The sequence below is a fragment of the Ignavibacteriota bacterium genome (assembly GCA_016713565.1).
GTDB lineage: Bacteria > Bacteroidota > Ignavibacteria > Ignavibacteriales > Melioribacteraceae.
Genome location: JADJOX010000007.1, coordinates 1,592,619 through 1,605,368, shown reverse-complemented (window position 1 = coordinate 1,605,368; position 12,750 = coordinate 1,592,619). Strand labels below are relative to the sequence as shown.

Sequence of the window (12,750 nt, the reverse complement as noted above, 5' to 3'; positions counted from 1 at the left end):
TTATTCTATTTCGTCTTTATGTATAGAAACTATGTTAACTAATACAAAATACAATTTTTTAGTTCAGCAATACAAGAACAGAATTTACAATTATTCTGTTTTAATGTTAAAAAATAAAATGGATGCTGAAGATGTGACTCAAGAAGTTTTGATTAGGATTTGGAAAAACCTTGAGAACTTTAATATTCTTGCGGCAAAAACTTGGATAATGAAAACGACTCATAATTTGTGTTTAGATTACTTGAGAAAAAGGAAAAATGATTTTTCTAAAAACCCTTATTCTGTTGATGATATTAGTGATATAATTGAAAATAAAGATGATGAAAATCCAATAAAAAAATTAGAAAATAAAATTATTGAAGAAAAAATTAAAATGAAGATACAAGAACTTCCTGAAAATTTGAAAAGCGTTTTTGCTCTTTATGAAATACAAGGTTTGAAATACAAAGAGATCAGTAAAGCATTAGATATTCCAATAAATTCTGTAAAGGTTTATTTGCTCCGGGCTCGTAAACAATTGCAGGAAGAATTGAATAAATCAAAATTGCATGAGGTGGCTTAAGTGAATGAAGAATTATTAAATAAAATTATTGAAACGGCTTACGGCAATGCTTCATTTGCCAATAAAATAAAGATTTATTTTCTGGCTTATAAAAATTCGGAAGTGAAAAAAGTTTTAATGGATTATAAAGCAACAGCGGATAAGGTAAAGAATTTAGGCATTGAAAATTGTCCCGATCATTTAATTAATAATATTTCCAAAACTATAAAATCAGAAAACATAAATTCACATTCATTACTTTCTGATATTTATAATATACTATTTAACCGCCCTATTCTTTCGGGAACTTTAGCAGCTGTTTTTATTTTGGCAGTCTTATCTACATTTATTTTTAATAGACCGGAAATTAAACAGCAATATACAAAGCAGCAAATTGAACAAGCCGACGCAGAAGTTAAATATTCATTGTCATTAGTTGCAAACGTGCTTAATAAAACAAAAAGTACAATTGAAAATGACGTTCTTCAAGAAAAAGTTAACAAACCAATAAAAGAAAGTTTATTTATTATAAACGATTATATAAATGGAGAAAATAAAAATGAAAACATCAATTAAATACGCAATATTTTTATTCTTTTTAATTTCATTAAATACTTTTGCACAGGAAGGTGATTACTCAAAATATCCGGGTTTTGTAAATTTTGGGGATTTAGCCTCTTTACAAAATGATGAAGAAGTTACTGAGATATTAATTGAAGAAAAATTATTAAAAATGGTTTCAAAGTTTACTGATGATGATCCCGAACTTTCCGAATTAGTCGGCGGATTAAAACTTATCAAAGTAAATACATTTGCCGTAACGCAAACCAATTCAAGCGATTTAATGAAAAGAGCACAGGCAATTGACAAAGATTTAATGAGCAAGAAATGGGATAGAATTGTCAAAACAAAATCAAAGGGAAATGTAGCGAACGTTTACTTAAAAACTGCCGGTGATGATGATTTTGTCGGATTGACCGTAGTTACGGTTGATGAAGGCGGCGAAGCAGCTTTTGTAAATATTGTAGGAAATATTAACATGGATGCTTTGGGTAAATTAGGTAAAAAATTCGATATACCCGGCTTGGATGGAATAAAGAAAGAAAATTAATTTTTTTGAGTAAGTAATTTTTCTTACGCTAGTTCTTAATTGAATTGTTATAAATGTAATTATCAATAATCCCGATTTCATTTATTTTATTTAATTAAAGAGAAGGCGTAAGAAAAAAACTAAAATTTGTGAAATAACTTAAATAGCCCGTGAGAAAATTATGAAAGACATTAAGTTTAGATCCTTAATTTTGATTTTTGGATTTGCAATATTAAATTCGGGTTGTATTGGCGTTAATAGAGATTTTAAAAATATCCGTTCGCAAATTCTCGAAAGTTTAAATGACGATTTTGATAGAGAAATTGAATTTTCTGTCGGTCCGGTTGGGTTTTTCCTTGCAAGTCAATTTGTTAAATTTTCAGATACTGAAGAAAATGTTGATGAAATGCTTTCGAAAATTAGAAATATCCAAATTGGAGTTTATAACAGATTGAGTAATTATTCTCATCCGTCTTTTAAATTACTTAACAATATTTCAAAGTCGTTTAACGGAGAAACCTGGAAACCAATTGTTAAAACAACTCAAGAAAATGAACTGACCGGCGTTTTTCTAAAAGAAAACTTCAATGAAGATATTAATGAGCTTGTTATTATTTCATTAACAAACGAAGAGCTTGTTTTAGTTAAATTACAAGGTAATCTTGGTGCGGTAATGGATATAATAATTAGAGATTACGGTCATAACATAAAAATTGCAGGAAATAATTAATTGTTTACCATTTTTTTCCATGACAGCTGTAACAAGAAACACCAACTGAACCGCCGCGTAAATCCGTACCGTGGCATTCAACGCAATTTGTAGTTGGTGAATTTAAACCGGTTTTATGCATAATGCCGTTTTTATTTACTGTATGTCCGGTTGGAGTATTTGAATTGTTTGTAGGTTCTGTTGAAGATGTACAAGAGATAAAAACTGCCGCACTGAAAATAAATATTTGAATTCCTTTCAATAATTTCATTTTATGTCCGATTTAAATTTGAGCAAACTTAGAAATAATTTTTCGAATAATTTAGGTCAAAAATCTTTACTTAATTTCACAACTATTTTACAATTGTCAAGTCTAATTACAATAAAAAAAACGAATCAACGTTAACAAAATTAAAAGGAAATTTTTATGCAGAAATGTCTTCTTCTTTTACTCATTTTAACTTTTATTTCCTCAAAAACATTTACGCAAAAATTGCCTTTATCCAATCAAGTTACAGCATATAAAACTTCGGAAGCAATAATCCTTGACGGCAAATTAAATGAAAATATATGGAAACAAAATCCAACTACATACTTTGTTCAGAAAGAACCTAATGAGGGAAAACCAGCAACACAAAATTCGGAAATTCGAGTAGCATTCGATAATGAAAATTTATATGTGGGCGGAATGTTTTACGATACCCATCCTGATTCAATTGACAATAACTTAATGAGAAGGGATAATCTCGTTCCTTCCGATTGGTTTTTTTTATATTTGGATCCATATAATGATGACAGAACAGGTTATTATTTTGCAGTAAACGCCGGAGGTTCAATATCAGATGGGATTTTATTTAATGACAGTTGGGATGATAATACATGGGATGGAGTTTGGGAATCAAAAACAAAAATTACAAAGGACGGCTGGGTTTTAGAAATGAAAATCCCTTTTTCTCAGCTTAGATTTAATCAAACTGAAAATATGATTTGGGGAATAAATTTTAATAGAGATATCAAAAGAAACGGTGAAAATTCTTTTTATGTAATGGTTCCTAAAAACGAAAGCGGGTTTGTTTCCAAATTTGCCGACCTTGTTGGATTGGATGGAATTAAATTAAAACAGCGTTTTGAAGTGCTTCCCTACTTTGTTCAAAAAGCACAGTACTTAAAACATGAAAATGGTGATCCGTTTTACAAAGGTAACCAATACAAATCTTCATTGGGCGCAGATTTTAAGGTTGGAATCGGAAGCAGTTTTAATTTGGACGCAACAATAAATCCAGATTTCGGTCAGGTAGAAGTTGACCCTGCGGTAGTAAATCTTTCGGCTTTTGAAACTTATTTTCAAGAAAAAAGACCCTTTTTTATTGAAGGGCAGGAACTCTTTTATTTTGGTATTGGAGGAGCAAATAATAACTGGGGTTTTAATTTTGGTAATCCGGAATTATTTTATACTAGAAGAATTGGAAGGTCACCTCAAGGTAATTTACCGGATTATGATTATGTGAATTATCCAAATGAAACAAGAATTTTAGGCGCCGCAAAATTAACCGGAAAAATTGATGAAACATGGTCGGTTGGCGCTTTGAACGCCGCAACGGAAAGAACATATGCAACAATATCTGTATCAAATAAAAAGTCGGAAATTGAAGTTGAACCTTTTACAAATTACGGGGTATTCAGAACACAAAAACAATTTAATGATAACCGTCAGTCAATAGGCGCAATGTTTACTTCCGTTAACAGAGATTTAAATACTTTTGATCTAAAATCTTCGCTCAGTAATGAAGCTTATACTTTTGGTTTGGATGGATGGACATTTTTAGATTCCGCAAAACAATATGTATTGACAAGTTTTCTCGTCGGATCATACACAAGCGGTTCCAAAGATTATATGGTAAAACTTCAAGAACAACCTTACAGATATTTTCAAAGACCTGACGCAACTTATAATAAGTTAGATTCAAATAAAACCAGCATCGGTGGTTATTACAGTAGAGTTATGCTTAATAAGCAGGAAGGTAACTTTTATATTAACTCCGCTTTTGGTGTTGTTTCTCCCGGATTTGAAAACAGCGATTTGGGATTTCAATGGATGGCAGATAAGATAAACGGTCATTTGGTTCTAGGTTACCGCTGGTTTGAACCGGATAATATTTTCAGAAGAAAGTGGCTGTATTTAGCACATTTTAGAGATTATGATTTTGAAGGAAATATTTTGAATAACGGACTTATGCTATATACTGCATTCCAGTTTAATAATTACTATAACTTAGCTTTACAAGGATTTTATAATTTTGAAGAATTTTCAAGAGGATTGACACGCGGCGGACCTTTAGCTAAAAATCCTTCTCAAAGTTCAATGAATGTTACTTTTTCATCCGACTCAAGAAATAATTTAATCGTTAGCTTAAACTCAAATTATTTTGGAGATAAAATAGGAAGCAATTATTATGATTTTGAGTTGAATATGGAATGGAAACCGAGTACGCAAGTAAATTTCAGCATTGGTCCAAGTTATAGTTTTAATACTGAACAAAGACAATGGATTGGTAGTTTTGATGATATATATGCTGATAAAACATTCGCTAAAAGATATGTCTTCGGTGAAATGAACCAAAAAACAATTTCTGCAAATATAAGACTAAATTGGATTTTAACTCCGCAAATGAGCTTCCAACTATTTTTACAACCGTTAATTTCTGTTGGGAATTACGATAACTTTAAAGAATTGGCGCGAACAAGATCTTTGGATTACAATAATTATTCACTCGCCGGCAATGTAAATTATGATGTGGAAAATCAAGTATATATAATTGATCCGGATAAAGATGGTCCCGCAGATCAATTTTCATTTGACAATCCTAATTTTAATTTTAAATCAATCAGAGGTACTTTTGTATTTCGCTGGGAAGTTTTACCCGGCTCAATATTATACTTGGTTTGGTCGCAAGACAGAGATGATAATAATAATCCCGGTGATTTACAATTCGGAAGAGATTTTAGGAATTTGATCAAAGCCGAATCAAACAATATTTTTCTTGCTAAGTTTTCTTATTGGCTGGATATTTAGAATTTTATTGCACCAATTCTGAAAATGTATAGCATTTGAGATTGTATTTTCTAGCAAGTGTAAACAATTTTTTTAGATAAGAAAATTCAGTTTGATAAGCTCCATCTGCTTTTTCAACCGTTTGATGAGCATAAAATATTATTACCTCATTATTTGCAGATGCACGAATAAATCCTTGCTCGATCATATTTATAGAAATTTTGAAGTTTGCATCAATGCCTAATGCAGGAATAACTTTCTTATTATCAAACTTATAATAAATATCATCAATTTCACTTATATCAGTTACTATAATTGTCCTTTGAATTTCTTCAACGTCTCTTAAAGCAATAAAAGTTTGTAATAATTTGTTGTCTAGTGAATCACAGTTATAACCGTATGGGTAGGAAAAGCTTTTTGGAATTAAATTGTGATTATTCATAAAATCAATTGCTGGCGTAATTTCTTGTTTGATATAATCTGAGACAGAATGATTTTTTAAAAAGTTAACAGCATCAATATGTTTCCAACCATGACTTCCAATTTCATGTCCTTTTGTTTTAAAATTGTGTAATGAATTTATTTCATCATCCGAAAGCGAATAAATTTGTGTTAAGAAAAAAGTGACTTTTACATTATTTGAATCTAGCAAAGGAATAATTTTTTGCCATTGCTTTACATAAGTATCATCAAAAGTAAGACAAAATCCGGCTTTATGTGTGATGTCTGGAGATGTAGGTTGATCTTTACAGCTTACTAATAAAACAAATATCACGCAAGCAAAATATAATAATTTTCTGTTCATATATTTAAATATAAACCATTTAAAACAATATTTCAATTTACAAATTGTTTAATCCAATAATTTGGATTTAATTCTTCACCTGTGGAATTTTTAACTAATTTATCCCACTTATACAAAGCTCCATATGAAAAGAATAAGTTTATTAAGTATTCTCCTACTTCTTGTTTTCCAACGAAAGAAATATTTTCTGAAGAATTATTTATTAAGACTTTCTCTTTAATAAAAAAGTAAAGCTGTGAAGCTAATAATTCACCCAGCATGTAATTTTGATAATAAACGGGATAAAGCGCGATGTGTATTTTTGAAGCCCAATCAGCTTCATTTCTATTTTCAGGTTTTTTTAATCCCTGATACTTTTCAACTAATTGCCACCAAAGTGAATTCAAATCACAATCTGGATTTTCAAACATTGCTTTTTCAAATCTGTAGATTACTTGAACCCAGCGGGAAAAAATTATTTGTTCTAACTGAAGTGTTTTAAAACTTTTATTCGAAATTTCATTTTTTTCATTTTCAGAAATTCCAATCATTTCTCTAAGCCAATTGGGATTTGACGCAAATCTTCCGAATAACATTGCTATTGCTTCGGTTGTAAAAATATGAGCGTGTTCACGCAAAACCCATGGCAAACTTTTACTGACATATTTATCGTAAACAGCATGACCGAATTCATGGAGCATTGTAGACATCCACTTATAATTTGGTTTTATGTTGCAAAGAACCCTTATATCTCCTTCTTTATCAATTTGAGTGCAATATGCATGCTGATATTTTCCTTCCTTCTCATAAAGATCGCTTTTTGAAAGCATATCTTTAATATCCATTCCAATTCCCGAATAATACTCATCGGTTATTTCTTCTATATTTTTATTTTCAAAATATTTATCATAATCTATATTATAAATGCTTGGACCCTGCTGGAAAAATTTATCTTGATAATGCCAAGGCATTAGTTCCGTTTTATTTATAGAAAAATAATTTGATAAATAATTATCAATATCATTTTTAATTTCTTTAAATTTTTTGTCGGTTAGTGCATCAAGCTTATCAAAAAGATCATCCAAAAATTCCGGTTCAAGCTCATTTAATTTTAAACTCATTTGATGATAATTTTTAAATCCTAAATTTGTCGCGGCTTCATTTCTCAATTTCACCAATTTAATTATATCTTCATTAACCAACTTTCCAATTTGTTTACTGGCTTTCCAAGTTTCTTCAAGTTCTTCGGAATTTTTTGATTTCTCAAGAATTTTATCAATTTCGTTATCGGTTAATTTTTTACCGTCAACCTCGGCTCTGTATGTCGCAAATTTTTGCTCAATCTTATTTGATAATTCGACGGTTTTGGTAAGTAACTCTTCATCTATTTGATAACTCGCATAGGAATTATACAATACTTCAATTTCTCTTATATTTACTCCATCTGTAAATTCAGCAGAATTTTTAAACTCTTTAATTTTTTCAAAATCTTCCTTATTTGAAAATATTTTTTTTAGCTTAAGCTCAAGTTGTGCGGTTTTCACATAATCTTCCGGCTTGCCTGAAATTGTGGCGTTAAAATTAGCAAGACTTAACTCTTTACTTAGATTTACAACTTTATTTTCAAATGATTTTATAAAATCAAAAAATTCTTTTTCCAAAATAAATTCCTTTTGTTATGTAATTAGATTTTTACTTATAAGGTAACAATCATAAAACAGTAAAATTTAAAATTGTTTAGAGTAAAAAAGGGGTGACATTTTATTTATCTACCACATCACTCAAATTAAATAAAACAGAAAATAAATTAATTTAATTAAACAGATCTTCATCGCGCATTAAAAGAAGAATTGCGGATTGCGGAACAATTACAAGTTTTTGTTTATCAAGTTCTATATCAATTGCTTCTTTACGTACAAAAATTGCAAAATCTCCTTCTTTTGCCTGCAGAGGAATATACTTGGTTTCTTTATTTTTTTTCCACGTTTCATCTTCATCAATTGCCGCGGCAACCGGGTAACCGGGACCTGCTTTAATTATATATCCGCCTTGTACTTTTTCCTTTTCTTTAACTCCCGGCGGAAGATAAAGTCCGCTGTTTGTTTTTTCAAGATCATCTTCGGGTTTAATTAAAACTCTATCTCCTACAATAATAATTTTTGTCGTGTCAATCATATTTCCATTTTTTTTATTTAAAAATACTAAAGATTCTAATTTTTATAAAATTATTGATTAATTACCTCAATTCCTTAAACAATAAATTCTTGCTAATGGCTGAGAGAATTTCTTTTTCAAAAGCATTTATTAACTTTTCTTTTACGTAAGCTCTATGATAAATAATTGATACCGTTCTTCCAGGTATTGGTTTATTAAATTCCCTCAAGTGTTTTACTTTTGCCGTTTTATTTATATCTAATGTAGCCAAATAAGGCAGCAATGTCATCCCAAAATTATTATCAACCAATTTCATCAATGTGTCAAGTGTTCCGCCTTCAAAACTGAGCTGAACAATACTCTCCTTTTTTGCAACATTAAGTGAACTGCAGACTTGAATTACATGATCTCTCAAACAATGTCCGTCTTTTAAAAGCCAAATATCTTTAATGTTCAGCTCTTTTGAGTTTACTTTTCTTTGTTTAAATAATTTGTGACTTTCGGAAACATAAGCTACAAATGGTTCATAATATAAATTTTTCTCAATCAATTCTTTTCTATTTGTCGGGGTTGCAATTATTGCCGTATCAAGTTCGTCTTTAACTAATTTATTTATTATTTGATCTGTTTGTAATTCATCAAATGTCAATTCGACTTTAGGATACTTTTTTATAAAGTTTTTAAGAAAAAGCGGAATTAAATACGGAGCGATTGTGGGAATAATTCCCACTTTAAATTTACCGCTAAACTCACCCTTTTCTACGTCTATTAAATTATGAATCCTTTCATTTTCACATAAAACAACTCTTGCCTGTTCAATTATTTTTTTCCCAATTTCAGTTGCTTTAACCGGCTGTTTACTTCTGTCAAAAATTCTAACTCCAAGTTCTTCTTCCAATTTTTTAACTTGCATGCTTAGTGTAGGCTGAGTAACAAAACAATTATTTGCAGCTTCGGCAAAACTTTTATGATTATCAATTGCTATTATGTATGAAAATTGTGTTAAAGTCATCTATAAATTTTATCTATGGATATATCAAAATTATCAATTTGATTTATTAAATACCAAGTTATAATTTATAACACAAATAATCGCTATTTGGAAAATAATGAAAATTATAATATTTAAAATTCTTGGATTTTTATTTGTAGGCATTGGTGTTTTGGGAATATTCATACCTCTATTGCCAACTACAATATTTCTAATTATTGCCTCATACTTTTTCATGAAAAGTTCGCCTAAGTTGAATGATAAATTAATTAACAATAAATATTTGGGAGTGTACCTTAAAAATTATAAAGATAAAAAGGGAATTCCATTTAGTTCAAAGGTCACCTCAATTTGTTTACTATGGACTTCAATTATAATTTCCGCATTTCTTCTTACAGACAATATTTATATAAGGATCATTTTATTTTTTGTTGCGATCGGAGTAACTGTTCATATTTCTACAATAAAAAATCTAAATCTTAAAACAATTAGCGATCAAAATTTAACAAAATAACTAAGAGGAGAATACAATGAAAGAAAAAAAATTAACCACAGCAGCCGGTCAGCCGGTTGGAGATAATCAAAATTCTTTAACTGCAGGTAAACGTGGTCCATTATTATTGCAGGATCATCAACTCTTAGAAAAAATGGCGACATTTAATCGTGAAAGAGTTCCGGAAAGAATTGTACACGCAAAAGGCTCCGGCGCATTTGGAACTTTGACAATCACAAACGATATTTCAAAATATACAAAAGCAAAAGTGTTTTCTAAAGTTGGAAAGAAAACAGATCTGTTAATTCGTTTTTCTACTGTTGCGGGTGAACACGGCGCGGCTGACGCAGAAAGAGATGTCCGCGGATTTGCGATAAAATTTTATACAGAAGATGGAAATTGGGATTTAGTTGGTAATAATACTCCGGTATTTTTTGTTCGCGATCCGTATAAATTCAGTGATTTTATTCATACGCAGAAAAGAGACCCTAAATCAAATTTAAGATCAAATACTGCAATGTGGGATTTTTGGTCTCTCTCACCTGAAAGTCTGCATCAAGTAACAATTTTATTCAGCGACCGAGGATTACCACAAAGTTACAGATATGTTAACGGGTATGGAAGTCATACTTACAGTTTTATAAATTCCAAGGATGAAAGATTTTGGGTGAAATTCCATTTTAAAACCGCTCAAGGAATTAAAACATGGACAAATCAAGAATCCGCGGAAATAATAGGAAAAGATAGAGAAAGTTCTCAAAGAGATTTATTTAACGCAATTGAAAACGGCGATTTTCCGAAATGGAATTTCAAAATTCAAATTATGAAAGAATCTGAAGCAGAAACATATCATTTTAATCCTTTTGATCTTACTAAAGTTTGGCCTCATAAAGATTTTCCTTTAATTGATGTCGGCGTGGTAGAATTGAACAGAAATCCCGAAAATTATTTTGCTGAAATTGAGCAAGCTTCTTTTGAACCTTCCAATATTGTAAATGGAATTGGTTTTTCACCGGATAAAATGCTGCAGGCAAGAATTATGTCATATGCCGACGCGCACCGTTACAGAATTGGAGTAAATTACGCTGCGCTTCCCGTAAATAAACCAAAATCGGAAGTAAATACTTATCATCGCGATGGTAATATGAGATTTGACGGAAACAGCGGAGGAGCTGTAAATTATGAACCGAATAGTATGGGCGGACCAAAACAAAATTCAGCATATAGCGAACCGCCATTAAAAATTTCCGGCAATGCCGATAGATATGATCACAGAGAAGATGATGATTATTATTCACAGCCCGGAAAACTTTTTAATATAATGAATAGCGATCAAAAAAAGCAATTATTCAATAATGTAAAAAGCGCTATGGAAGGAGTTCCGGAAAGAATTAAGGTTCGTCAACTTGTACACTTTTATAAAGCGGATAAAAAATATGGCGAAGGTGTAGCAAAAGCAATTGGTTTGGGAAATATTAAATTAGCAAAATGGTCATCCAAATCATTTTCTGAACTAATTGATAGTACAACCGAAACAAATTATAAGTAAACTTTTCACAAAATAATATTTTTTTCAAAAACCCCAAATTATTTGGGGTTTATTTTTTTGATCAAAATGAATTGTAAAGTTATTCCGTTTGTTTGTAAAAAAAAGTTAAATGTCTTAAATTTACAATGTTAATTTTATTTATTAATAACGGAGAAAAAATGTTATCAATTGGTCAAAAATTTCCAGAATTCAATAAATTAGCTTGCGTTTCAATTGAACTAGGAAAAGAATTTGGAGAAGTAACTTCTGAAGATCATAAGAAAGATGGTAAATGGATGGTTATGTTTTGGTATCCAAAAGATTTTACATTCGTATGTCCAACAGAAATTTCAGAATTCAACAAAAAATTTGCGGAATTTGAAAGTAGAAATACCACATTATACGGAGCTTCAACAGATTCTGAGTTTGTACATTTAGCTTGGAGAAACAATCACAATGATTTACGCGGTCTAAAATTTCCTCTAATTGCCGATACTTCAAAATCTTTGGCAGAAAATTTGGGAATACTTGAATCAAACGAAAAAGTCGCATACCGAGTAACTTTTATTGTTGATTCTGAAGGAATTATAAGATGGGTAAACGCGAATGATTTATCTGTAGGCAGAAACGTTGACGAAGTGATTAGAGCTTTAAGCGCATTGCAAACCGGTGCATTAACTCCTTGCAATTGGGAACCGGGACAAGCTACTTTATAATTTTCTTATTAAAAATATTTTTTTAATTTTTGATGCCGGTTTATTCCGGCATTATTTTTTTAAAACAATTTATGAATTTAGCATGAAAGAAAAATGGAATAATAGATACAGTTCTGAAGAATATTACTTCGGAAAAGAGCCGAATGAATTCTTTAAAGAAGAGATATCAAAACTACAACCCGGAAAGGCCTTATTTATTGGTGAAGGAGAAGGAAGGAATTCCGTATATGCCGCTAAACTCGGGTGGAACGTCGATTGTATTGATATTAGCGAAATAGGAAAAGAAAAGGCTCTCAATTTGGCTAAAGAAAATAACGTTGAAATTAATTATATAGTCGAAGATGTTCTTGAATACGATTTTCCAAAAGAAACTTATGATTCTATTGTTATAATTTACTTTCACATTGAAGAAGAACTCAGAGAAAATATTCATAAAAAAATTATAAACGCGCTAAAAACAAACGGTGTTTTAATATTCCTTGTTTATGAAAAGGAACATATCAAATTAAACACAAACGGACCTTCCGCTATAGAACTTTTATACTCGCTTGACCAAATTGTTGAAGAGTTTATTGATTTGGATTTTGAACTTCTAAAAAAAGAAAAAATATCAAGAATAAAATTGGGAGTTCCTCAAGATGCAATTGTAATTAAATTCGTTGGAAAGAAAATTTGAAATTTTATTAATTCAT

General features: G+C 30.4%; 14 protein-coding genes. 9 read left to right on the top strand and 5 right to left on the bottom strand.

Going from position 1 to position 12,750, the window contains the following annotated elements:
- The first annotated feature begins 31 nt into the window (after nucleotides 1-31).
- From IPK06_14365 to IPK06_14350, 4 genes are all read left to right on the top strand, one after another.
- Nucleotides 32-562 carry a sigma-70 family RNA polymerase sigma factor gene (locus IPK06_14365; GenBank protein MBK7981161.1) on the top strand — a complete coding sequence of 177 codons (531 nt, stop codon included), beginning with the start codon at nucleotides 32-34 and terminating at the stop codon, nucleotides 560-562.
- The gene (locus IPK06_14360) at nucleotides 563-1,117 is read left to right on the top strand and encodes a hypothetical protein (GenBank protein MBK7981160.1); all 555 of its coding nucleotides are present in this window, start codon (nucleotides 563-565) and stop codon (nucleotides 1,115-1,117) included.
- Nucleotides 1,101-1,652, top strand: a complete 552-nt coding sequence (locus IPK06_14355) for a DUF4252 domain-containing protein (protein ID MBK7981159.1) — start codon at nucleotides 1,101-1,103, stop codon at nucleotides 1,650-1,652. The genes IPK06_14360 and IPK06_14355 overlap by 17 nt, the downstream gene beginning before the upstream one ends.
- A gap of 160 nt (nucleotides 1,653-1,812) precedes the next feature.
- Complete coding sequence (locus tag IPK06_14350) at nucleotides 1,813-2,361, top strand: DUF4252 domain-containing protein (GenBank protein MBK7981158.1); 549 nt, start codon at nucleotides 1,813-1,815, stop codon at nucleotides 2,359-2,361.
- 4 nt (nucleotides 2,362-2,365) lie between these two features.
- Here the strand turns inward: IPK06_14350 and IPK06_14345 are convergent, their stop codons facing one another.
- Complete coding sequence (locus tag IPK06_14345) at nucleotides 2,366-2,611, bottom strand: hypothetical protein (GenBank protein ID MBK7981157.1); 246 nt, start codon at nucleotides 2,609-2,611, stop codon at nucleotides 2,366-2,368.
- A 156-nt stretch (nucleotides 2,612-2,767) separates the two neighbouring features.
- Here IPK06_14345 and IPK06_14340 point away from each other — a divergent pair, with 156 nt between their 5' ends.
- On the top strand, nucleotides 2,768-5,413 hold the full coding sequence (locus IPK06_14340; protein ID MBK7981156.1) for a carbohydrate binding family 9 domain-containing protein: 2,646 nt from the start codon (nucleotides 2,768-2,770) through the stop codon (nucleotides 5,411-5,413).
- Nucleotides 5,414-5,417: 4 nt separating this feature from the next.
- Here the strand turns inward: IPK06_14340 and IPK06_14335 are convergent, their stop codons facing one another.
- From IPK06_14335 to IPK06_14320, 4 genes are all read right to left on the bottom strand, one after another.
- The gene (locus IPK06_14335; protein MBK7981155.1) at nucleotides 5,418-6,197 is read right to left on the bottom strand and encodes a polysaccharide deacetylase family protein; all 780 of its coding nucleotides are present in this window, start codon (nucleotides 6,195-6,197) and stop codon (nucleotides 5,418-5,420) included.
- A 32-nt stretch (nucleotides 6,198-6,229) separates the two neighbouring features.
- Complete coding sequence (locus IPK06_14330) at nucleotides 6,230-7,837, bottom strand: M2 family metallopeptidase (GenBank protein ID MBK7981154.1); 1,608 nt, start codon at nucleotides 7,835-7,837, stop codon at nucleotides 6,230-6,232.
- A 151-nt stretch (nucleotides 7,838-7,988) separates the two neighbouring features.
- On the bottom strand, nucleotides 7,989-8,351 hold the full coding sequence (locus IPK06_14325; GenBank protein MBK7981153.1) for a co-chaperone GroES: 363 nt from the start codon (nucleotides 8,349-8,351) through the stop codon (nucleotides 7,989-7,991).
- 61 nt (nucleotides 8,352-8,412) lie between these two features.
- A complete protein-coding gene (locus IPK06_14320) occupies nucleotides 8,413-9,342 on the bottom strand; it encodes a LysR family transcriptional regulator (GenBank protein MBK7981152.1) in 930 nt (309 codons plus the stop codon).
- A gap of 97 nt (nucleotides 9,343-9,439) precedes the next feature.
- On the opposite strand from IPK06_14320, the gene IPK06_14315 reads away from it, so the two are divergent.
- The 4 genes from IPK06_14315 (at nucleotide 9,440) to IPK06_14300 (ending at nucleotide 12,734) form a co-directional block, all read left to right on the top strand.
- Nucleotides 9,440-9,835 (top strand): YbaN family protein, encoded by a 396-nt coding sequence (locus IPK06_14315; GenBank protein MBK7981151.1) that lies wholly within the window; start codon nucleotides 9,440-9,442, stop codon nucleotides 9,833-9,835.
- A gap of 16 nt (nucleotides 9,836-9,851) precedes the next feature.
- Nucleotides 9,852-11,363, top strand: coding sequence for a catalase (locus tag IPK06_14310; GenBank protein ID MBK7981150.1), 1,512 nt, complete (start codon nucleotides 9,852-9,854; stop codon nucleotides 11,361-11,363).
- Between the two features lie 158 nt (nucleotides 11,364-11,521).
- On the top strand, nucleotides 11,522-12,058 hold the full coding sequence (locus IPK06_14305; protein ID MBK7981149.1) for a peroxiredoxin: 537 nt from the start codon (nucleotides 11,522-11,524) through the stop codon (nucleotides 12,056-12,058).
- A gap of 82 nt (nucleotides 12,059-12,140) precedes the next feature.
- Nucleotides 12,141-12,734 carry a class I SAM-dependent methyltransferase gene (locus tag IPK06_14300; GenBank protein ID MBK7981148.1) on the top strand — a complete coding sequence of 198 codons (594 nt, stop codon included), beginning with the start codon at nucleotides 12,141-12,143 and terminating at the stop codon, nucleotides 12,732-12,734.
- Nucleotides 12,735-12,750 lie beyond the last annotated feature (16 nt).